A 21,207-nucleotide genomic window follows, 5' to 3' on the forward strand; every position below is an offset into this window, starting at 1 on the left:
CCTCGGGCGGCCCCCCACAGGCCGCCGGTTATCCACAGGCTGTGGACGGACCGGGCTCCGGGTCGGACCGGGCGGACCGCCGGAGCGGCCGCGCCCGGTCCCGGAGTCAGCGCGGGCCGAGCTTCTCCACGATCAGCCGGTAGAGCTGGCGTGGGCGGCCCGGTTGCGGGGTTCGATTCGGCGGAAGCGGCCACGCGAGTCCCTCGTCAACCAGCGTGCGCAGCAGCCGCCGAGCCGTGCGCGGAGTGACCCCGAGCATGCGCCCGGCACTCTCCGCGTCCACGATCGTGTCCCCACCTTCCAGCTTCGCCGCCAGCCGCGCGAGCACCTCGACACCCTTCGGCCTGCCCTGTCCCGGGGCCTGCGGAGGCATCCGGGGCGCCGGCACCAGAGTGCGGCCCTCCCGGTCCACGGCGAAGCCCTGAGGCTGCTTGCCCGCCTGCGTCCGCGCGAGCGCGGCACGGGCGTGCGTCTCGGCGTCGTGCGTGGTACGGCCCATGCCGACCCCCACCTCGACCGCCAGGCCCAGGTCGTCGCGGATGCGCGCCGCGAACGGCAGCACCCGGAAACCGTCGGTCGCCGCGGACATGGAGCCCCGCGTCGCCGTCACCAGGTAGCTGTGATCATCGATCGCCCATACGGCGGCGTTCATCCGATTGGCTTCTTGAACCAGCAGGCGGTGCAACGACAACCGCAGCTCGTCACGCCAATACCTCGGAGCCGCCCGCCGTACGGGCTCACGTAACGTCGGCACCTCGATCAGCACCACCGTGAGCTGCGACTCCTCCAACCTGTGGTGCGCGCCGAGCAGCGCGGCCGTGTGCAGCGCCGTGCGCACGGCTGCCGATGTCGGACGGATCCGCACGGTCGGCACACCCGCCGCGGTCAGCCGGTCGGCCACCGCGGGCAGGCACGTGAGGGCGCCGGTCGTCGCCCCCTGCCTGATCAATCTCTCGTGGTACCCGGCCACCGTGCCGGTGGCCCCGGACTCCTCCCTTGTCTGCACTCCGGTGGCCGGCAGGCCGAGGTCGGCATAAGCCTCCTCCACCTCCGGCCTGGTCAGCACGTCAATGCTCACCCGCCGCGGGTCGATGCGCTCATCCAGCGCGGCCCGTGCCAGCGCCGCCGTCAGCGCGGGCCCGCCGAGCTGGACGTACGTCGCCGGGATCGTGAGCACCCCTGAGCGTCGTGCAAGCTCATAGGGAACCGGGCTGGCGAACAGGCACGCGTCCACCCCCGGGCCGAGGCGTACGACCTTGTCGGCCGCCTCCTGCTCATCACGATACGCAGCGGCCACCAACCGGCACGGGACCGGAGCCGCCGCGTGACCCATGAGCATCACTCGTTCGACGAGGTCGTGTGGTCCCACCACCCCGATCGTGAGGTCCGGGGCCGACGTGCCCACCCGCGACCCTCGCGAACTGTCTTCGGTCCGCTCGACCAATGTTCGTCCCATCCCGCCATACCTCTGTTCGAGGCCGCCACACCGCGCGGGCCGGGGGGTCGTGCGTGCTCCCGCCCGGGCCTCGTCCGGCCTGGCCGCCTCTCCAATCAACTGGCCGATTCGCCCTCGCCGGAGACCGCCGCGCGGCCACCGGAAAGGCGAACGACGGCGCTCCCGGCTCGGGTTCGTCGCCCATCCGGTCTAGTCCTCTTTGGAACGATCGCTCGCCAAGGCACTAATGTCACGCCCGGATTTGCCGGAATACCATCCGGCCATGCCGACAAGGTATGGCCGGATCGGTCATATGAACAGGTCAGAGGCGGTTTACGGGCTGAGTCACGTCGTAGGGGAAATCTCTCTTACCACATCCGCACCCAGGGCCTTCATGCGCGCCGCGAGGTCATGGTGGCCCCGGTCGATGAGATAACCGGGGGCGATGACGGTCTCGCCCTCGGCCGCGAGGCCCGCGAGCACGAGCGCGATTCCGGATCGCAGATCGTGCGCCGTTACCTCCGTTCCGGTCAGCGGAGTGGGGCCGTGCACGACCGCGCGGCTGCCTTCCACCTGGATCCGGGCGCCCATTTTGTTGAGCTCCCCGGCGAGCGCGAAACGGCCGTCGAAGATGCGTTCGTGGATATAGCTCGCGCCGTCCGCGAGGCACCCCACCGTCATGATCGGCGACTGCAGGTCGGTGGCGAAGCCGGGGTAGGTGTCGGTGATGACGTTGATCGGGCGCAGCGGCCGGAGGCGGCGCACGGTGAGCACGGCGCCGTCGGTGGAGAACTCCACGCCCATCTGCTCCAGCTTCCACCGGACCACCCCGAGGTGCTCCAGTGACGTGCCGACCAGGTTGACCTCACCGCCGGTGATGGCCGCCGCCATGGCGAACACGCCGGCGTCCAGCCGGTCGGGCATCACCCGGTGCTCCACCGCGGTGAGCTCGTCCACACCCTCCACCGTGATGAAGCCGGTGCCGCCGCCGCTGATCTTGGCGCCCATGCGGGTGAGCATGCCGATGACGTCCAGGACCTCGGGCTCGAGCGCGGCGTTCTCGATGACGGTGGTGCCCTTGGCCAGGGCCGCCGCCATGATGAGGTTCTCGGTGCCGGTGTGCGAGGGGGTGTCCAGGTAGAGCTGGGCGCCGGTCAGGCCCGCGGCCTTGACGTGGATGACGCTCTCGCCCTCGTCGACGATCGCGCCGAGGCGCTTGTAGCCGAGGTAGTGGAAGTCGAGGTTGCGGCTGCCGAGGTTGCAGCCGCCGATGCCCTCGATGACCGCCTCGCCGAGACGGTGGAGCAGCGCGGGGACGAACAGCACCGACCCGCGGAAACGGCGGGCGATCTCGGCGGGCAGCACCGGGCTTGTCAGCTTGGACGCGTCGATCACCAGCGTGCGCTCGGCCTCGTGCAACTGCACCTTGGCTCCCACCGCCTCGGCCAGCTCGACGGCCCGCCGCACGTCTTCGATGATCGGGACGTTGCGCAGGACCGTGCGTCCGTCGGTGGCGAGCAGCGCCGCCCCGATCATCGGGAGCACGGCGTTCTTGGCTCCCTGGATGAAGGCGGTTCCGCGCAGGGCGTTGCCACCGCGCACGCGGTAACGAACCATGTGATGGGGCTCCTCGAAATCGGAGGCGGCGCGGCCACGCGGGACCCGCCGGCGAGCGGACGGCGGCCGAGTTATCCGCCCACAGTAGTGCTTTCCAGATGAGGCTCTGGCCACTTTGACCGCACTGTTCACACGGTCCAGAACCGTTGCAGGGCCGCCCGCCCGGCCGTACCGCTCATCGGGGCGCTTCGCTCGCGGGAACGTTCGGAGACGCGGCCTGCAGCAGCGAGTTGGCCCGCTGGTCGACGAACCGCGTCACGACCTGCTGGGCGTACCCGAACACCATGGCCCACACGAGGATCGCGGTCTGCGAGCTCAGCCCCGTGAACCCCGGCACGAACCCCGAGTTCAGGATGAGCAGGCCGAGGATCGCGGTGGCCACGCCCGCCGGGGCCTTCAGCAGGTTCTGCGCGACCGCCAGGGAGTACCGGGTGGCCAGCTCCGACCGGGTGGACAGGGAGGCCGCGGTCGCCAGCGCGGCGCCGAGCATGCCGAGCAGCGCCACCAGGGGGACGTCGCCGTGGCTCGGCATGCCGGTGCCGGTCGGGCAGACCTGCTGCATCGCGGGGCTCGCCCCGAGCGTGGCGAGCAGCGTGCCGTTCCCGCACATCGGGATCCACGAGGGGAAGGCGGCCCCCAGCGCCACCAGCCCGCCCACGATCAGCGTGAGGATGAGCACCCCGCCGAGCAGCATGTTGCGGAAACTCCGCACCCGCCCGCTCTCCACGGCGGCCGCCTGATAGGCCGCACGTAACACCGACTGCAACAACGGCCGGTCCCGCTCCCCGACGTCCCCCGCCGCCACCCGCGCCGCCAGCCGTTGCACCCGCACGTCGTCCGCCGGGAGATAAGCCCTCCCGGTCGCCAGCACCTCCGGCGCCCGCCCCTCCAGCTCCTCCACCGGCAAGATCCCGTACAACAGCACCGTCGCGCTGTGGGTGTTGGACCAGGCCCCCTCGACGGCCTGCCCCGTCAACCACCGCCGCCACCCCGGCCGCCCGTTCGCGTACCCCACCGCCGCGTCCACATGCCCCCCCAGCGCCCCCCGCACCCCAGCGACCCCCGGCTCGCCACCCCGTAACGTCCCCACCCGCTCCGCCTCCGCCCGGAGCTCCGCCCCCCGCGCCCAGATGTAGACCCGCCACACCCCGGCCCACCGGGACATCCCCTTCACACTGACGTCCCCGCCGCCCGGAACGGCGTCCACGCCCGCCCCGGCACCCACCGTCGGTTCGGCTGTCATCCCACTCCTCCAGGGTTCGCCTACGCCCCGGCATATCGCGCCCGCCCCACCCGGCGCTACCACGTACGGCGTTTCGGTTCCCCGGCGCACGCCGGCGGGGCGGGGCTCAGTGGCGGGCGGCGCGGGCGGCGATGTCGGTGCGGTGGTGGGAGCCTCTGAGGTGGACACCGCTCAGGGCGTTGTAGGCGGCGGTGCGGGCCTCGTCCAGGGTGGTGCCGGTGCCGACGATGTCGAGGACGCGGCCGCCGGCGCTGACCACGTCGCCGCTGGAGGTCGACCTGGTGCCGGCGTGGAGGATGTAGGCGTCCTTCAGGGGGAGGTCCAGGCCCTCGATGACGTCGCCGGTCACGGGGGAGGCGGGGTAGTTCTCGGCGGCGAGCACGACGGTGACGGCGGCGCCTTCCCGGTGACGCAGCGGAGGGTGGGCCGCCAGGGTGCCGGTGGCGCAGGCGTTCAGGAGGGTCGCGAGCGGGGTCTCCAGCCGGTCGAGGACGACCTGGGTCTCGGGGTCGCCGAACCGGGCGTTGAACTCGATGACCTTGGGGCCGTCCTCGGTGAGCGCCAGGCCGGCGTAGAGGACGCCGGTGTAGGGCGTGCCGCGGCGGGCCAGCTCCTGGACGGTGGGGAGGACGATCTCGCTCATGACCTGGCCGGTCAGGCCCTCGGGAGCCCACGGGAGGGGCGTGTAGGCGCCCATGCCGCCGGTGTTGGGGCCCTGGTCGCCGTCCAGGGCGCGCTTGAAGTCCTGCGCGGCCTGCAGGGGGACGGCGGTGGTGCCGTCGCAGAGGGCGAACAGGGAGACCTCGGGGCCGTCGAGGTACTCCTCGATCACCACACGCTCGCAGGCGGCGGCGTGGGCGAGGGCCTCGTCCAGGTCGGAGGTGACGACGACGCCCTTGCCGGCCGCCAGCCCGTCGTCCTTCACGACGTACGGCGCGCCGAACTCCTCCAGCGCCGCACGGGCCTCCTCGGGGGTGGCGCACACCCGGGACCCGGCGGTCGGCACCCCGGCCGCCGTCATGATCTCCTTGGCGAACGCCTTGGACCCCTCGATCCGCGCCGCCTCGGCGGACGGCCCGAAACACGCGACCCCCGCCGCCCGCACCGCGTCCGCCACTCCGGCCACCAGCGGCGCCTCCGGCCCGACCACCACCAGATCGGCCCCGAGCCGCCCGGTGAGCGCCACCACCTGCCCGGGATCGGTCGCCACCACCGGGTGAACGGCGGCGACCGACGCGATGCCGGCGTTACCGGGGGCGCAGTGAAGCTCGGACACCTCGGGATCCGACGCGAGGGCACGGCACAGAGCGTGCTCCCGCCCACCGGATCCAATCACAAGTACGCGCACGCACGGAGTCTACGGCCCGCCCGTCCCCACGCCGCCCGACCTGTGGACGACCCGCACACCCCCGGGCGACCTGCGGAAGCGCCACTCGTGTCCCGCAGGCCGCCCGGGGGCCTGTGGAGGAGGAGGTGCCCCGGCCGGGGCCACTTCTGCTGTCCGAGGGCCGTGGAGGGTTACTCCGGCTGGTCGGCGCCGGTGTACATCGCGAGGACACGGGCGGCGGCGGCGCGGGCCTCGGCCTCGTCGGTGCCGGCGGCGATGCTGGCGTCGGCCCAGCGGTCGCTGCTGAGGGCCATGAACCGCTTGCCGTCGTCGGACGCCGCCCATTCCTCGGCGCTCTTGCCGGGCGGTATCGAGGCGCCGGTGCCGAGGTGGCCGGCCAGGCCGAGTATGCCCATGTCCCAGCCGATGCCGACCGCGCCGGGGCCGAACTGGGTCCACATGCCGTCGTCGACGCTGGCGATGTGCTCCAGGCGGAACGTCGTGCCGCCGGCCGGGGCAGAGGTCAGCGTGACCTCGATCCAGCTCACCTGACCGCCGAACTCCCAGGTCGCGGCGAAGCTCGACGGCGGGTCGCAGCGCTCGATCGTGCCGCCGGCGTTGCCCTCGAACTGGTAGCTGCCGCCGACCTTCAGCTCGCCGGTGACGGGCAGGAACCAGCGCGGGATGCGCTCGATGTTGGTGAGCGCGTCCCACACGTCCTCGATGGGCGCGTCGTAGGTCTGGGTCGCCGTCAGCACCCGTGCCTCCCCGGCCTCCAGCACACGGCTGCCGATGGTGCGCTGGACGGCGCTGATCTGCTCGGACGTATCGATCATGGGGTACTCCCTGAGTTTTCGTCGTGGTCTTCCGTGCCGTTCCCGGCTTCGGATTCGCTCAGCCGCCGCTCCCGCCTGCCCCGCGCGATCTCGGTGCCGAGGGCCATCAGCGGCGGTGTCCAGAAGCGGCGGAAGTTGTCCAGCCACACGTCCACCTCGCGCAGGGCCTCGGTGTTCACCGTGTACAGGCGGCGGGTGCCTGCGGCGCGGACGTTCGCGAAGCCCGCGTCACGCAGCACCCGCAGGTGCTGGGACACGGCCGGCTGTGAGATGCCGAACTCGTGCCGGATGACCTCGGACACCGCCCCTGAGGCCATCTCGCCGCCGGCCAGCAGCTCAAGGATCCTGCGGCGCACCGGGTCGCCGAGGATATCGAACGCGTGCACGAGTCCATGAATATCACAGGTCACTTATATAAGCCAAGCCTGAAATAGATCGCATCGCAGGCGTCCCATGATCGGGGGGCGTAAGAGCGAGGTAAGCTAGGCCAGGAGTCGTGCCCATGGTAGGTTGGGGCGGCTTTGGTCTGTCTTCGGCTGATTGGAGGTGGAATCGGGATGACATCTGGTGATCCCAGCAGTACGTGCTCGCGCACGTACGTCGTGCGCAAACCCGACCACTCCAATTCGGTGCCCGGCTGAGCTCCACGCGTCCTTTTCCTGTGACGTCGGCCGCGTCTTCGTGCGCGGCTCCCGCTGTGCCGGGCGGGAAGGGACCATCATGCGCTCGTCCACGCTTTTCCAGCGGATCAACCGTCACCCCCGCACCACGCACGTACGGATCGGCGCGGCCGTCGCGCCCGCTTTGCGGCGTCCGGTGACGGACGCCAGGTGTGTGCCGCCGCGTGACTCGCTGGTGGAGTTCGGCGCTTACATCGGTGGCAAGCGGGTCGACGTGCCGGGCATCCCGGAGGCCGTGAGCCTGGTCAGGGAGCACAACAACGCCGCGGGGGCCGCCGAGGCGTACGTCTGGGTCGGGCTGCACGAGCCGGAGGCGCCCGAGGTCGAGTGGCTGGCCGAGGTCTTCGGCCTGCACCCCCTGGCGGTCGAGGACGCCGTCAAGGCCCATCAGCGGCCCAAGGTCGAGCGGTACGGCGACTCGCTGTTCGTGGTGCTGAAGACCGTGGCCTTCCTGGAGCACGACGAGCTGACCGCGTCCAGCGAGATCATCGGCGTCGGCGAGATCATGGTGTTCGTTGGCCCCGACTTCGTGGTGACCGTGCGCCACGGGCGGCACTGCTCCCTGGCCGAGGTGCGCAGCCGGCTGGAGGCCAAGCCCAAGCTGCTGTCCCGCGGGCCCTCGGGCGTGCTGCACGCCATCGCCGACCACGTGGTGGACCGCTACCTGAACGTCGCGGACATGATGCAGGCCGAGCTGGAGGAGGTCGAGGCGGCGGTCTTCGCGGACGTCAGCTCCCGGGACATCGGCCGCATCTACCAGCTCAAGCGCGAGATGATCGAGATGAAGCGCGCGGTCACGCCGCTGCGGACGCCGCTCGGCGCCCTGCCGCAGCGCCGCATGATCCCCTCCGACATGCGCGACTACTTCCGCGACGTCGGCGACCACCTGGCGCGGGTGTGCGAGCAGGTGGAGTCGTCCAACGAACTGTGCAACTCGATCCTGCAGGCCGCGCTGGCCAGGTCGAACGCCCTGGCCAACGAGGACATGCGCAAGATCTCGGCGTGGGTCGCCATCATCTCGGTGCCGACCATGATCGCGGGCATCTACGGCATGAACTTCACCCACATGCCGGAGTTGTCGGCCCTGTGGGGATATCCCGTGGTGATCGGCACCATGCTGGTCATCTGCTCGCTGCTGTACCGGGGGTTCCGGCGCAACAGCTGGTTGTGAGTCTGGTTGCGCGTCACACCGGCCAGGTCTCGCGGCGCCAGGCGGCGTCCCAGAACATCCACTCGTACCGCGACGTGGTGACGAAGTGCTCCAGCGCCCTGGCGCGCTGCGCGTCCGTGGCCTCGGCGCCCACGTGGTCGGTGAGGGCGACCACGCGGCGCACCACGGCCTGGAAGGTCTCGTCCCCGTAGGCGGCGATCCAGCGGCGGTACAGCGGGTCGGGGGACGAGCGCTCAAGCAGCGCCTCGCCGACGCGGGCGTAGATCCAGTAGCAGGGCAGGACGGCGGCGAGCCCGTCAAGGAACGAGCCGCCGTACACCGTGGCGAGCAGGTAGCTGGTGTACGCCCGCGTGGTCGGCGCCACCGGCGCGTCGTGCTCCGTGGCGCCGCCGAGGTCGGCCATGAACGCCCCGTGCATCTCCTGCTCGGCCGCCACCGCCCCCACCGCGTCCCCGGCGAACGCCCGGATGTCGTCCTCGTCGGGCGCCTTGGCCGCGCACACCGACAGCGCGCGGGCGTAGTCCCGCAGGTAGTGCGAGTCCTGCACGACGAAGTGCCCGAACGCCTCCTTCGGCAGCGTCCCGTCCGCCAGTCCGGTGATGAACGGATGAGCGAGGATCGCGGCGTACACAGGCTCGATCGCCTGCCACAGCTCCGCGCTGAACGAGGTCTCCGACGCCTTCACAGAGATTGGTGCGGACTCATCGACGGTCATGGGTCCACCGTATTGACCTACAGACTGTCCACGAACAACCGGGCCTCGTGTTCCTCCATGCCGGTCTCCCCCCGCACGAGGAAGATCGCCTGCTCCTCCCGGCCCGCGGCCTTGAGCTGCCGCACCCGTGTCGCGAGGTCGGGAGGCAGGTCCTGCGGGGTGGACGGCAGAGGCGTGCGCTGGACCGGCCGGAACCTGGCCATGATCGGGTGGCTGTGCAGCGGCTGCCCCGCCGCCACCCCGTCCACGACCGCCTTGGCGTCCGCCAGCCCGAGCCCGGTCCGCTGCCGCAGCTCCTTGATCGCCTGGATCTGCCGCCGCTCCCGCACGAGCCCCCCGACGAGCTGTTCGAGGTCCTGCGGCACAGGCGCCGGCACGGCGACGGTCGTCCCGTCCCTTCTGCGGGAACGTCCCGTGACGCCGACGACAAGGCCGATGATCACCACGATAAGGAGGATCAGGACGATGAGCTCCGCGGGCCCGAGGGACGGCATGCGCCGCATCGTTTCACGGTTCCCCTGAGGAGGTACAGATCGGGCGGATCGCCGTCAGGGCACGAGGCGGAGCTCGGGGCGGTGGTCGGGGAGGCCGAGGAGGGCGCGGACCCTGGGGGGATGCCAGGCAAGGCGGGTGGCCAGGCGGGGGAGGGTGAGGGGGGTCTCGGCGCAGGCGAGGTCGAAGGCCTTGCGGAGCATCGTGGGATGTTCGCCGGGGTAGGTGGTGATGGGTTCGGCGGTGAAGCCGGGCTGGTCGCGCAGGGCCGCGAGGCGCTGGTAGGCGCGGCCGGTGGAGGAGTCGGACAGCAGGCCCACCTCGCGGCAGCGGTACAGCAGGGAGTCGACCGAGACGCCCCAGATCTGGCGCAGGGCGGCCAGGCGGCGCAGGTCCAGGCGGCGGGGCAGCTCGGGGAGGATGCTGTCGCGGGGGGTGAGGAACTCGGCGGCGAAGGCGTCGGCCTCGCGCTCCTGCTGGGGGTCGCCGGCGGCGGTGTCGCCGTGGAGCACGAGGTGGCCGAGCTCGTGGGCGGCGGTGAAGCGGTGGCGGTGGATGTCGTCGAAGCGGTTGGCGGTCAGCACGACGATGGGGCGGGGGAGTTGCGACGTGGAGAAGGCGTCCACGGTGGTGGCGTCCTCGTCCGGCGGGGGGAAGACCACGACGATGCCGTGCGCCTCCATGTGGCGCACCAGGTGGGCGACGGGGCCGGTGCCGAGCCCCCAGTGGGCGCGCAGGGCGCGGGCGGCGGCGGCGGGCTCGCGGGGCAGCTCCACCCCGGAGTGCACCTCGCCGCCGGAGAAACCGGGGAGGTCGACGGGCGGCAGCCGGACCAGCAGTTCCAGGGCGTGGGTCAGCTCCCACACCTGCTCCACGAACGCCACCGCCTTGGCCCGCTGATGGGCCCGGGTGGAGCGCAGGCTGCGGAAGTGGGCCATCGAGCCGTCCAGCTTGCCGTGCGGCCTGCCGGTCAGGAAGAACGCCATCGGGACGCCGAGCACGTCGGCCAGCCGCGGGATCAGGTCCGGCCGGGGGTGGGTGGTGCCGGTCTCGTACTGCCCCACCGCGGCCGGCGTGACGCCGATGCGCTCGGCGAGGTCCTTCTTGGTCAGCCCGGCGAGCCGCCGCGCCTGGGTGAGCCTGGCCTGGTCGAAGGCGTCCGCGACCGCCTGCGGGGACGGCTCCCGGTCACGACCGGTCATCTGCGGCGGCGATGGGCGTGACCTCGCCCGAGCCGGTCACCGGGAACAGGGACCGCTCCCCGGCGGGCCGCCGGGTGAGGTCCAGGCCGGGCTCGTCGCCCTCGTCGAACCGCTGCGCCGAGGAGGCGGCGGGCGTGACCCACGGCAGCGCGCTGAGCAGCGGGATCTGCTCGCAGTGCACCCAGTGCACCCGCCCCATGTCGTCGATCAGCTCCGCCTCGCCCCAGTACAGCCGCAGCAGCCCCGCCTGGGCGTTGGCGGCGTAAGCCACCGGGATCAGCCGGGTGTCGCCGGGCAACTGGGCCAGCACCGGCCGCGCCGCCGCGAGCTCGGCCAGCTCGGCCTCCTCCGCCTCGGCCTCCTGGGGCAGGCCCGCCGTGAGGTCCAGGGCCTCCTGGTAGTAGGAGGGCGCGGGCCCGAACCGGTTGAACAGCTCCCGCACCAGCGCCGACACCCGGCCGTCGCCCACGCGGGCTTCGCTGATGGGCGTGGTGTCGTCCTCGGCGTAGCGGAACGGCAGGAACAGATTGCCGTCCAGCACGACCAGGTGGTGCGGCGAGCCGTGCGGCCGCACGGCCTGGAAGCCGGGGACGCCACGGAAACCGTCCAGGAGGGCCTCGTAGCGCCGGGCCATCAGCGTGGAGCCGTAGGCGTACCGCTTGCCGCTGCGGGACGACTCCTGGGCGTCCCTGGCGTTGCCCGCGGCCTCGAGCAGGGACGCCGCGAGCTGCCCGCGCACCTGGGCCGCGCGCTCGCCGAAGCGCTCGGTGGCCCACGACGACATCTGCGACACCTGTGTTCCCCGCATGAGCGACCTCCGATCCGGCGGCGCGGCCGGGTGCCCCTCTCCGCGGGGCACCCGCACTTCAGTTCTCCGCACGATACTCCCGCGGGCACTCCAGTTGATGTTGTGACGCGCGCGTTTCGCGAATTCGTTCGAGAAACGCTAGGCGCGGGCCGGTGAACGGCGGAGGAAGGGCACCGGATCGGGCAGGGGCAGCCCGCGCGCCGCCCACAGGGCGCGCATGCGGTCGGGATAGTCGGTGACGACGCCCGCGACGCCGAGCCCGATCAGGCGGGACGCCTCCTCGGGGTCGTTGACCGTCCACACCACCGTCGGCAGCCCGGCCCTGCGCGCCCCCTCCATCAGCTCGGCGTCCACCAGCACACGGTCCGGGGACAGCGTGGTGGCCCCGATCGACGCCGCGGCCGCCGCGACGTCCCCGCCGAAGTCGGCCACGTGGTCGAGGCCGAGCCACTCCGGCCGCAGCGTCGCCTTCTCGACCAGGGCGTACCGCGTGGACACGAGGTCGCGCGCGGCGCGCAGCACCCGCCAGTCGAAGCTGAGGAGGGCGGCGCCGCCGAGCCGCCCGTGCCGCTCCAGCTCCGCCACGACCAGCTCGGTGAACTCCACCGGGTCGGCCGACAGGTCCGGCCGGGTGGGGTCGGACTTGAGCTCGACGTTCAGCCGTACGCCGTCGGCCTCGTAGGCGGCCATCAGGCCGAGCACCGCGCCGAGGGTGGGCATGCGGGCCCCCGGCACCGGCGTCTGGGTGCGCGCGTAGGGGTCGTCGGGCCGGCGGGGGTGCCGGGTGCCCACGTCCAGCGTGCGTAGCTGTTGCAGCGTGAGCGACCGGATGGGCTTGCCGACATAGGGGTACGCGGCGTCGCCGGGCGTGGCGGGGCCGGTGTCCGCGCTGGTGACCTCCGAGACCGTGAGGTCATGCGTCAGCACGAGCTGACGGTCGGCGCTCAGCGCGACGTCGAGCTCGATGGCGTGGACGCCGAGCTCCAGCGTGTAGGCCATGCCGGGAAGGGTGTTCTCCGGGCGCAGGCCCCGTGCCCCCCGGTGGCCGTGTATCTCAACCTGCACAACGGCGCACTCTATCGGTCACCCGTCCCCGCCTCGTCCAGGCGGGGCCGGGGTGGCCGGTGGAGACGCCCATCCGAGCGCCGAGCGGGCCGGATCGACGCCCCGCCGTGCGCACGGCGGGGCGGGCCGGGGTGCCGGAGTCGCCGGAAGGGCGGGGCAGGTCAGACGAGCGGCCGCAGCGAGAGGGTCTGGTCGCGGCCGGGGCCGACGCCGATGGCGGAGATGGGCGCGCCGCTCATCTCCTCCAGGGCACGCACGTAGTCCTGCGCGTTCTTCGGCAGGTCCTCGAACGTCTTGGCGCCGGTGATGTCCTCGTCCCAGCCGGGCAGCTCCTCGTAGATCGGCTTGGCGTGGTGGAACTCGGTCTGGGTCATCGGGATCTCGTCGTGGCGGGTGCCCTCGACGTCGTACGCCACGCAGACCGGGATGCGCTCCAGCCCGGTCAGCACGTCCAGCTTGGTGAGGAAGAAGTCGGTGAGGCCGTTCACGCGGGTGGCGTACCTGGCGATGATCGCGTCGAACCAGCCGCAGCGGCGGTCGCGGCCGGTGGTGGTGCCGTACTCGTGGCCGGTGCTGCGCAGCCACTCGCCCATGTCGTCGGTCAGCTCGGTCGGGAACGGGCCGGAGCCGACACGGGTGGTGTACGCCTTGAGGATGCCGATCACCCGGGTGAGCCGGGTCGGCGGGATGCCCGAGCCCGCGCACGCCCCGCCCGAGGTGGGCGAGGAGGACGTGACGAACGGGTAGGTGCCGTGGTCGATGTCGAGCAGCGTGCCCTGGCCGCCCTCCAGCAGCACCACCTTGTGCTCGTCGAGCGCCTTGCTCAGGATCAGCGAGGTGTCGGCGATGAACGGCTTCAGCCGCTCGGCGTAGGCGAGGTACTCCTCAAGGACCTTGCCGAGGTCGATGCCCCGGCGGTTGTAGACCTTGGTCAGCACCTGGTTCTTCTCGTTCAGCGCGACCTCGATCTTCTGGCGCAGGATGCCCGGGTCCAGGAGGTCCTGCACCCGCACGCCCATCCGCGCGATCTTGTCGCCGTACGCGGGGCCGATGCCGCGGCCCGTGGTGCCGATGCGGGCCTTGCCGAGGTAGCGCTCGGTGACCTTGTCCAGCGCCTTGTGGTGGGGCATGATCAAGTGGGCGCTGGCGGAGATCAGCAGGCGGTCGCACGTGATGCCGCGCTTCCTCAGCCCGTCGATCTCCGACAGGAGCACCCCGGGGTCGATCACGACGCCGTTGCCGATCACCGGCACCACGTCGGGCGAGAGCACGCCGGTGGGTAGCAGATGCAGGGCGTATTTCTGGTCGCCGATGACGACGGTGTGGCCGGCGTTGTTGCCGCCCTGGTAGCGGACGACGAAGTCGACCTCGCCGCCCAGAAGGTCGGTGGCCTTACCCTTGCCCTCATCGCCCCATTGGGCGCCTACGAGAACGACAGCCGGCATCGTTGGACTCCCACGAAAAATACGAAACCCCTGACGCAAGCGCGACAGGGGCTCTTGCGTAGTGAGACTACCCGAGTGGGCCGATGTCACCCAAGCGCGGCGTCATGACGCGGCCAGGGCTCTGGCGGCCGCGGGGCTGCTCTCCCGGAGGAACTGGGCGCACCGCTCGGCCTCGTCCTTCTCGCCGATCGCCTGGGCGGCGCGGCTCAGGGCGTGCAGGCAGCGCAGGAAGCCCTGGTTGGGCTCGTGCTCCCACGGGATCGGGCCGTGCCCGCGCCACCCGGCGCGGCGCAACTGGTCGAGGCCCCTGTGGTAGCCGGTGCGGGCGAAGGCATATGAGGTGACGGCGTGACCCGCGGCGAAGGACTCGTCGGCGAGGGCCGCCCAGGCCGCGGAGTAGGCGGGGAAACGGGCGGCGACGTCACTGGCCTGGGCGCCGGACTCCAGGGCCTCCCGCGCGTCCGGGGTGTCCGGAAGGTGGGTGGGCGGTGGGCCGGCCATAAGGTTCTCGGGTTCCATGAACCCAGTCTTACCTGAGTTCCGGTCGTCTGGTCATACCACCTCACGCCGTGGCGGGGACGACCCGCGAAGCCCGGCCTGGCCGGGCCGCCGTCGCGATCAGCGCCGCGAGGTGCGGAACCACCGCCCCCGGGGTGAGGGGATCGTGGGCTCCACGGCGGCCGGGGCACCGGAACCGCCGCGCGCGGCGAGGGTTTCGGTCAGCCGGGCGTTGTCCGCGCGCAGCCGGGCCATCTCTCTGGTGAGCGCCGGGTCGTCGGTCCTGCCGCGTTTGGGCGGCTCGGCCTCGGCGGCGGGCAGGAAGCCCAGCGACGCGCCGTCCATCCAGTGGGTCCCTGACACGTCGTGCACGGCGGTGTCCAGCGGCTCGCCCGGCTCGCGGACCAGGGCGGCGCGGGCGAACGCGCCGGTGTGTTCGAGGCGTGCCGCGAGCACCGCGTCCTCCCCCTCGTCCAGCGCCACCGACACCAGGCCGTGGCCGTGCTGGGCGGCGTGCTCCACCAGGCGCCGCAGCGTCTCGGGGCCCGGCACCCAGCCGGGCGGGCAGACCAGCCGGTACGGCGCGGGCGCGGCGGTGGGCGGCACGGTGGCGGCGAACCGCACCCGGGGCTCGCCCCGGTAGAGGCCGCGCAGCAGCAGCAGGTCCAGGTGGGTGCTGTGCAGCGGGTTGCGCCGGTCCTCGCGCGCGGCGTCCCACGGCCCGACCAGCGTGACCACGAGGTCGTGCAGGGACCCGGCGAGCACGCCGTCCACGGTGGCGCGCACGTCCTCGTAGGACGCCCCGGCGGCCTCCACCACGACCTCGGCGTACGGCACCGGCCACTGGCGGCGCGGGTGGGCGCGCAGCCACCGCATGTGCGGGATGAAGCCGGGCACGTAGGCGTGGTTGTACCGCCGGATGCGCTCCTTGTCGCGCATCATCATGGACAGCCCGAGGTGGCGGCTGCGGGCGCCGGGGGCGAGCACGAACGCCGCCCCTGCCTGGGCGAGCCGGTAGCCGAGCTCGGTGTCCTCGCCGAGCACCAGGGCGGTGTCCAGGGGCCCCGCCTCGCGCAGCAGCCGCGCGTTGACCGACGCGGCGTTGGTGACGTGCACCCGGAACGCCGTGTCGCCGGCCGTGCGCAGGCCGTCGGTGCGTTCGGCCAGCTCGACGATCCAGGCGTGCGGCTCGCTGCGCTCCTCGTCGAAGAGCTTGTCCGCCGCGCCCGCCGACACCGCGGCGTGCACCTCGGCGGGGGTGGGGCTGCCCGGGCGGTGCTCGACGTAGCGGACGTATCCCATCACCACCAGGTGGTCGGCGAGGTGGTGCCAGCGCATGTGCTCCTCCACCTCGTCGTGGAAGGTCACCATGTCGGCGTCCAGCCAGTGCACGACGTCGCCGGTCGCGTGGGCGAGGCCCGTGTTGCGCGCGTCGGAGCGGCCGCGGCGGCCCGGCTCGGTGGTCAGCAGCACGGTGTTCTCCGGCACGATGTCCGGCAGGCGCAGCGCGGGCTCGGTGCCGTCGTCCACGACGATCACCTCGGTCAGGTGGGACGGGTAACTCTGGGCGGCGAGCGCGGCGAGGGTCAGGTCGAGCTTGTCCTGGTGGCCGTAGGCGGCGATCACCACGCTCACCGACAGCCTGGGGCGCCAGGTGCCCGGCTCGGGCGGCGCGAGCACCCCGTAGTCGTTGTGCCTGATCCTCGGTGGCCGCCCGGACGCCCCCGATGCTCCCGGCCCGTCCGTTGTCCCAGGTGTCCCCGGTGTCCCCGTCGGCACTGTCACCGTTCCCCCTCCGCCGGCCGGCCTCCGTCGCCCGGTCGTCGTGTCGCGCCGGTCACGCCCCGGCGTCCATCAAGCCGCTCGGCCGGAAACCCGGCCACTGGTCCCTGGCGCGGGCCAGGAAGTAGCCGACCGGCTCCTGCCAGGTGTGCCGCCCGCGGGCGGCGCGCCTGGCCACGAAGCCGAGGCCGTGGGTGCGGTAGATCGCGCCGCCCGCGCGCAGCAGGGCCTGGAAGAACTGCACGTCCACCGCGCGGGGCACCGGGCGGAAGCCGCCGAGCGCCTCGAACGCCGAGCGGGACACGATGAACGCCCCGCCGGCCACGTGGTCGGACATGGTCTCGCTGGTCCAGTTGCGCCGCACCGTCACGTCGATCTGCTGCAGGTAGAAGAACTCCGAGGCGACGCCCACCAGCTCGGCGCCCGAGTAGCCCTGGGCCAGCACCAGGTCGGCCAGGTGGTCGGGTCCGTACCAGTCGTCGTCGTCCCACTTGCTGATGAACGAGCCGCTCGCGCGTGCGGCGGCCCGGTTGAGCACGACGCCGAACGGCGCCTCCGGTTCGGCCTCGACCACGGTGACCCGGCCGTCGAACCCGGCCACCGCGTCGCGCACCTCCGGCGCGGTGGCGGCTACCCCGTGCAGGCCGAGGATCACCTCGACGTCCACCCCGCGCTGGCGGGCGATCTGCCCGAGGGCGAACGGCACCAGGCCGGCGCGGCGGGTGCACATGACGACCGACACCGTGGGGTCCGGGGGCAGCGGCACCCCCGACCCGGCGGCCAGGGAGCGCCAGCGGGCGGTGGTGCCGTGGGTGCCGAGGGCGGTGCGGCGCAGCCGCACGCTGTGCTCCTCGCGGCGCAGGTCGTCGGCGAGCTCCCGCTCGGTGGCCCCGGTGAGGAGGACGGTGAGGCCGGGGCCGAGCCCCCGGGCCGCCCAGTCCGGCACCGGGTCGCACAGCATCGGGACGCCGGCGGCGGCCAGGGACGCCACGGTGCGGGCGGCGGCGATGGGGCCGCCGTGGGTGTGGCGCCAGGTCACGCGCACCCCCCGCAGGCGGCGCAGCCTGCCGATGTCGGCGTCGGTCACGGCGCCCGATCCGGGAAGGCGGGTGAGGGTGCGGTCCTCCAGGCGGACCACCGTGGCGCCGTCGTGGCGTTCCAGGGTGCCGTAGCCCTTGGCAGGAGTCTTGAGGAAGCCGCGGGGGTTGACGGAGCGCTCGTCCACCGGAGGCACGGCGTCCGGCTCGATCGTGACGTCCCGCAGGACGCCGTAGCCGCCCGGGGCGCCGATGCGTGCCCAGGACGGGTCGGCGTCCCGGTCCACGATCGTGACCCGCTCGTCGTTCCACTCCGCGGCGGCCCCTGGGGCCACGGCGGCGCGGACGGCCAGGTCGGCGGCGGGGACGTCGGCGCGGTCGGGCGCGGGGCCGTGGGTGTCGCTGAAGCGGGCACCCGGGTCGCCGGGGCGCCAGGCGGCGAGGCCGCTCCCGGCGAGGCCCGCGGCGGGCAGGGCGTAGCCGCCGAGCTGGTGCGCCCCGAAGCCCCGGGCCACGGCGGCGGCGACCTCCCCGGCCGGGCGGGGGTGCGAGAAGCGGGTCCTGACCCGCCAGCCGCTCTTGCCGTGCCGGGAGACGGCGAGGTCCCGCAGGAACTTCCTGCCGAGCCCCGGGGACAGGCGCACTCCCGGGGCGTCGCACCACTGCGGGCTCTCCAGCACGATCACCGCGACCACGTGGGCGTCCGGCAGCGCGTCCCCGAGTGCCACGGCACGCCGCAGGTCCGTGGGGGTCCTGGCGACCACGGCCACGGCCGACGGCTCGTCCACGGCCCAGGGCGCCGGGCCCATGACGTCGACGTCCGCCGCCTCGTACGCCACGCCGGGCAGCAGCTCGTCCAGATCCGCGGCCGCGACGCCGGCCGTGGCGACCGCGACCTTCCCGCCCTTCCGGAGCTCCGCGGCGACCTCGGGGGGCACGGGGGTGACGGCCATCAGTCGCCCCGCCGCAGCACGACCGCGCCCTTCTCGGCCCTGTGGCTGACGGCGGTCAGCTCGGGGTACTCCGCGAGCCAGCGCTCCACGATCTCCTTCTCCGCCGGCCGGTCCGCGTCGTCCAGCACGATCCACGCGTCCGCCGAGCAGTGCGGCAGCAGCACCGGCACCGCCGGGTACCGCGCCGCGGCCGCCGTGGCGCCGGGCGGCCCGTCAACGAACACCAGCCCGATCTCGGGGAGGTCCTGCACGGCCCGCACGTCGTACCAGGGGATGCTCTCCCCCTCGTGGGTCCAGGAGGTGAGGGGCGCGAGGCGTACCTCCGCGACGTCCTGGAGGCCGTGGGCGAGGATGAGGTCCCGGGTGGCCTGGGCGAAGCGTTCGTCGTGTTCCAGCGCGACCACGTGGGCGCCGGCGAAGCGCTGGGCGGCGTAGGCGAGCCAGATCGTGGAGGAGCCGCTGCCGCACTCCAGGATGGTCTTCGGGTGGGTGGCGGCGATCCTCTCGACCAGCAGGCGCAGGACGTCGGGGGAGGCGGCCCAGCCGCGCAGCGGGGGCAGCGGGGCGTGAGGTTGCAGCAGGGAGCGCAGGTCGATGAGGGCTTCCAACTGCGCGTAGGTCTGGCGGGTGGTGGCCGTCAGGGCGCCCCGGGTCTCGCGGACGGCCGCGGTGAGCGGGGGCAGGTGCTCGGCCACGGTCCGGACGTCGGCGGCGGTGGTCCGGTGGTCGCGGGCCAGGCCGGCCAGGGCGGCGGCGACGTCGGTGGCCGCGGCGTCCAGCCGGGTGACGGCGCCGGCCAGGTCGGTGAGGCGGCCGGCCTGGGCGGTGAGCTCCATGCGGTCCTCGCCGAGGGCGGTGAGGACCTGGCGGACGTGTTCGCGGGCGCTCTCGTCGAGGCGGGAGGCCAGGCCGTCCAGGGTGGCGGCGACGCGGGCGAGGTCCGAGCCGGTCTGGGCCAGGGCGGCCTCTTGGCGCTTGGTGCGGGCGTCGATGCGCTGTGCCTTGCCGTCGGTGCGGCGGACGTTCGCGACGAGGACCGCGGCGACGGCCAGGGTCACGACGGAGACGGCGAGCTGGACGGCCTGGAGAGGCTCGACGAGTCCGGACGCGGACAGCGGCACCAGCGCGAGCACCGCGAGCCCGGCCGTCGCCGCGCCGGCGGCCAGCAGCAGGCGTGGAGGTGGTGTCCGCATTTTTACCCTTTCTTTGAGAGTTTTCGCAGGCAAAGGGCTATTTCACGATACGGGAATTCAGTCAAGGGGGCGCCATTCGATACGGGACCCGTACCGCGCACGCCACCGCGCGAGCAGCCCGGCCCACTGGAGGACGTACAGCGGCCCGGACCACCGGGCCTGCCGCGCCCGCGTCTCCGGGTCGTCGAGCACGGCGAGCATTCGCGGGCCGAGCAGCTCACGCACCTCGGCGCAGCCGGCGACGTCCCGCGCCAGCGCGGCCAGCGCCGCCGGGCTCGTCGCCCGCCGCGGCCCGGGAGCGGGGCGCTCGCCGGGGTCGTTGGTGGAGGGCAGCCCGGCCACCCGGGGCGCGCCGTACGCCAGCATCGCCCGGTAGTAGGCGTGGTCCTCCCGCGCGGCGAGCGGCACCCGCAGGGCGCCCGCGATGATCTCGGGGTCGGCGAACGGCAGCACGACCTCCGCCTCGGGCCCGAGCAGCCAGTTCGGCGAGGCGTAGATGCCCCGGTACCGGGTGAGCAGCCGGGCGAGGATCGGCAGCGCCGGATGGTCCTCCACCGGCCGCGTCACCCGGTCGAACGCCGCCGCGCTGAGCGCCGCCACGGCCTCGCCGATCCCCGGCGCCCAGATGCCCTCGTGCCGGGGGAAGTGCGGCGACAGGGCCCGCCAGGACACCCGCCGCGCCTCGGCGGGACCGGCCGCCGCCGCGACGTCCCCGTGGTCGGGACGGCGGCGCAGCAGCGCGTCGCCGAGGCAGCCGTCCACCAGCGGCCCGCGCAGTTCGTGGACGGCGCGGGCGTACGGCATGGCCCACCCGTGGTGCAGCGTCTGGTACTGCGTTCGCCGCCACACGTGCCGGTACTCCTCCAGCCACGCCTCCGGTCCTGGCGTCACCACGCGGTGCGGCAGGCCGAGCTCGGCGGCGACCCCCCGGGCACAGGTGACGTCGAGGTCCGTGCCGTCGTCGGTGCTGGTGGTCCAGGCCTGTGCCCGCACGCCGCGGCGCACGGCGAGCGCGGCGAGCAGCCGGGAGTCCCAGCCGCCGCTCAGCCCGACGGTGACCGGCCCCGCCCGGCGCGGGACGCGGGCCGCGATGAGCTCGGTCATCTCCTGCGGCGAGGGCGGCGCCCCCGGCGCCAGCCAGGCGGGCTCGAAGCGCTCGCGCCGGGCGGGCCCGGAGGAACGGGCCGGGACGTGCCACGCGGTGGCGGGCTCCAGGCGCCTGATCTCGGCGAACGGCGTCTCGTCCCCGATCGGGGTCATCAGCACCAGCAGGTTGGCGAGCGCCGACCAGTCGGCGCGCAGCGGCCGGTCGTCCAGGTGGACCAGCGGATCGACGCGGACCGAGAAGTACAAAGCGTCCCCGTGCGCCCGGACGTTCAGCTCGTTCAGCCCGAGCGCGTCGGTGTGCAGGACCACGCCGCCGGGGTCGACCACCAGCCCGGCGGCCAGGCGCCGCTCGGCGGCGTCCCGCCACGAGGAGGGCTGCGGGGGGCCGCCCGCGGCGGGCCACCACAGGTAGCCGGACCGCGACCCGGCCGACCAGTTCTCCGGCTCGCCCGTGGACCACAGGACGGCCGTGGGGGATCGGTGCACCTCGTCGAGGCTCGGGGGAGAGGCGGCCAGCATGCGGTCCGCCACGCGTGCATCCCACTTACCGATGGCACCGCAGACATATGGCCGCGCCCGGTAGGAGATGAACATTTCCATG

Annotated in this window: 18 protein-coding genes; 1 reads left to right on the top strand and 17 read right to left on the bottom strand. The window is 73.3% G+C overall.

All coding sequences use genetic code 11. The features are described 5' to 3' along the window. Positions 1-106 precede the first annotated feature (106 nt). The 6 genes from ABGB17_RS10070 to ABGB17_RS10095 form a co-directional block, all read right to left on the bottom strand. Positions 107-1,339, bottom strand: coding sequence for a transcriptional regulator (locus ABGB17_RS10070; RefSeq protein WP_347627869.1), 1,233 nt, complete (start codon positions 1,337-1,339; stop codon positions 107-109). 441 nt (positions 1,340-1,780) lie between these two features. Then, positions 1,781-3,052 (bottom strand): UDP-N-acetylglucosamine 1-carboxyvinyltransferase, encoded by a 1,272-nt coding sequence (gene murA, locus ABGB17_RS10075; protein ID WP_347627747.1) that lies wholly within the window; start codon positions 3,050-3,052, stop codon positions 1,781-1,783. A gap of 175 nt (positions 3,053-3,227) precedes the next feature. Next, complete coding sequence (locus tag ABGB17_RS10080; RefSeq protein WP_347627749.1) at positions 3,228-4,295, bottom strand: hypothetical protein; 1,068 nt, start codon at positions 4,293-4,295, stop codon at positions 3,228-3,230. Positions 4,296-4,401: 106 nt separating this feature from the next. After that, the gene (gene purD / locus ABGB17_RS10085; RefSeq protein ID WP_347627750.1) at positions 4,402-5,643 is read right to left on the bottom strand and encodes a phosphoribosylamine--glycine ligase; all 1,242 of its coding nucleotides are present in this window, start codon (positions 5,641-5,643) and stop codon (positions 4,402-4,404) included. A 170-nt stretch (positions 5,644-5,813) separates the two neighbouring features. Further along, positions 5,814-6,458: an SRPBCC family protein gene (locus ABGB17_RS10090; protein WP_347627752.1), complete on the bottom strand. Its 645-nt coding sequence runs from the start codon at positions 6,456-6,458 to the stop codon at positions 5,814-5,816. Beyond that, the gene (locus tag ABGB17_RS10095) at positions 6,455-6,844 is read right to left on the bottom strand and encodes a metalloregulator ArsR/SmtB family transcription factor (RefSeq protein ID WP_347627754.1); all 390 of its coding nucleotides are present in this window, start codon (positions 6,842-6,844) and stop codon (positions 6,455-6,457) included. Before ABGB17_RS10095 ends, ABGB17_RS10090 begins: the two co-directional genes overlap by 4 nt. Positions 6,845-7,178: 334 nt before the next feature. On the opposite strand from ABGB17_RS10095, the gene corA reads away from it, so the two are divergent. Next, entirely contained in the window at positions 7,179-8,309 is a 1,131-nt protein-coding gene (corA, locus tag ABGB17_RS10100; protein WP_347627756.1) for a magnesium/cobalt transporter CorA, read from the top strand. A 13-nt stretch (positions 8,310-8,322) separates the two neighbouring features. Here the strand turns inward: corA and tenA are convergent, their stop codons facing one another. The 11 genes from tenA to ABGB17_RS10155 all read right to left on the bottom strand — a co-directional run bounded on the left by tenA (position 8,323) and on the right by ABGB17_RS10155 (position 21,137). Continuing rightward, positions 8,323-9,024 carry a thiaminase II gene (gene tenA / locus ABGB17_RS10105; protein WP_347627758.1) on the bottom strand — a complete coding sequence of 234 codons (702 nt, stop codon included), beginning with the start codon at positions 9,022-9,024 and terminating at the stop codon, positions 8,323-8,325. Between the two features lie 17 nt (positions 9,025-9,041). Then, complete coding sequence (locus tag ABGB17_RS10110; RefSeq protein ID WP_347627760.1) at positions 9,042-9,518, bottom strand: hypothetical protein; 477 nt, start codon at positions 9,516-9,518, stop codon at positions 9,042-9,044. A 54-nt stretch (positions 9,519-9,572) separates the two neighbouring features. Beyond that, positions 9,573-10,718 carry an XRE family transcriptional regulator gene (locus ABGB17_RS10115; RefSeq protein ID WP_347627762.1) on the bottom strand — a complete coding sequence of 382 codons (1,146 nt, stop codon included), beginning with the start codon at positions 10,716-10,718 and terminating at the stop codon, positions 9,573-9,575. Continuing rightward, the gene (locus tag ABGB17_RS10120) at positions 10,705-11,526 is read right to left on the bottom strand and encodes a hypothetical protein (protein ID WP_347627764.1); all 822 of its coding nucleotides are present in this window, start codon (positions 11,524-11,526) and stop codon (positions 10,705-10,707) included. Before ABGB17_RS10120 ends, ABGB17_RS10115 begins: the two co-directional genes overlap by 14 nt. A 138-nt stretch (positions 11,527-11,664) precedes the next feature. Further along, complete coding sequence (locus ABGB17_RS10125) at positions 11,665-12,591, bottom strand: glycerophosphodiester phosphodiesterase family protein (protein ID WP_347627766.1); 927 nt, start codon at positions 12,589-12,591, stop codon at positions 11,665-11,667. Positions 12,592-12,752: 161 nt separating this feature from the next. Then, on the bottom strand, positions 12,753-14,036 hold the full coding sequence (locus ABGB17_RS10130) for an adenylosuccinate synthase (RefSeq protein ID WP_347627768.1): 1,284 nt from the start codon (positions 14,034-14,036) through the stop codon (positions 12,753-12,755). Positions 14,037-14,138: 102 nt separating this feature from the next. After that, positions 14,139-14,555, bottom strand: a complete 417-nt coding sequence (locus ABGB17_RS10135) for a DUF3151 domain-containing protein (RefSeq protein ID WP_347627770.1) — start codon at positions 14,553-14,555, stop codon at positions 14,139-14,141. Between the two features lie 99 nt (positions 14,556-14,654). Then, complete coding sequence (locus tag ABGB17_RS10140) at positions 14,655-16,319, bottom strand: glycosyltransferase (protein ID WP_347627772.1); 1,665 nt, start codon at positions 16,317-16,319, stop codon at positions 14,655-14,657. Positions 16,320-16,371: 52 nt separating this feature from the next. Further along, a complete protein-coding gene (locus ABGB17_RS10145; protein ID WP_347627774.1) occupies positions 16,372-18,306 on the bottom strand; it encodes a glycosyltransferase family A protein in 1,935 nt (644 codons plus the stop codon). Beyond that, a complete protein-coding gene (locus ABGB17_RS10150) occupies positions 18,306-19,499 on the bottom strand; it encodes a class I SAM-dependent methyltransferase (protein WP_347627776.1) in 1,194 nt (397 codons plus the stop codon). The genes ABGB17_RS10145 and ABGB17_RS10150 overlap by 1 nt, the downstream gene beginning before the upstream one ends. 57 nt (positions 19,500-19,556) lie before the next feature. Continuing rightward, the gene (locus tag ABGB17_RS10155) at positions 19,557-21,137 is read right to left on the bottom strand and encodes an asparagine synthase-related protein (protein ID WP_347627778.1); all 1,581 of its coding nucleotides are present in this window, start codon (positions 21,135-21,137) and stop codon (positions 19,557-19,559) included. Between the last annotated feature and the right edge of the window lie 70 nt (positions 21,138-21,207).

Origin of the sequence: Sphaerisporangium sp. B11E5 (assembly GCF_039871875.1) — a bacterium.
Classification (GTDB): domain Bacteria; phylum Actinomycetota; class Actinomycetes; order Streptosporangiales; family Streptosporangiaceae; genus Sphaerisporangium.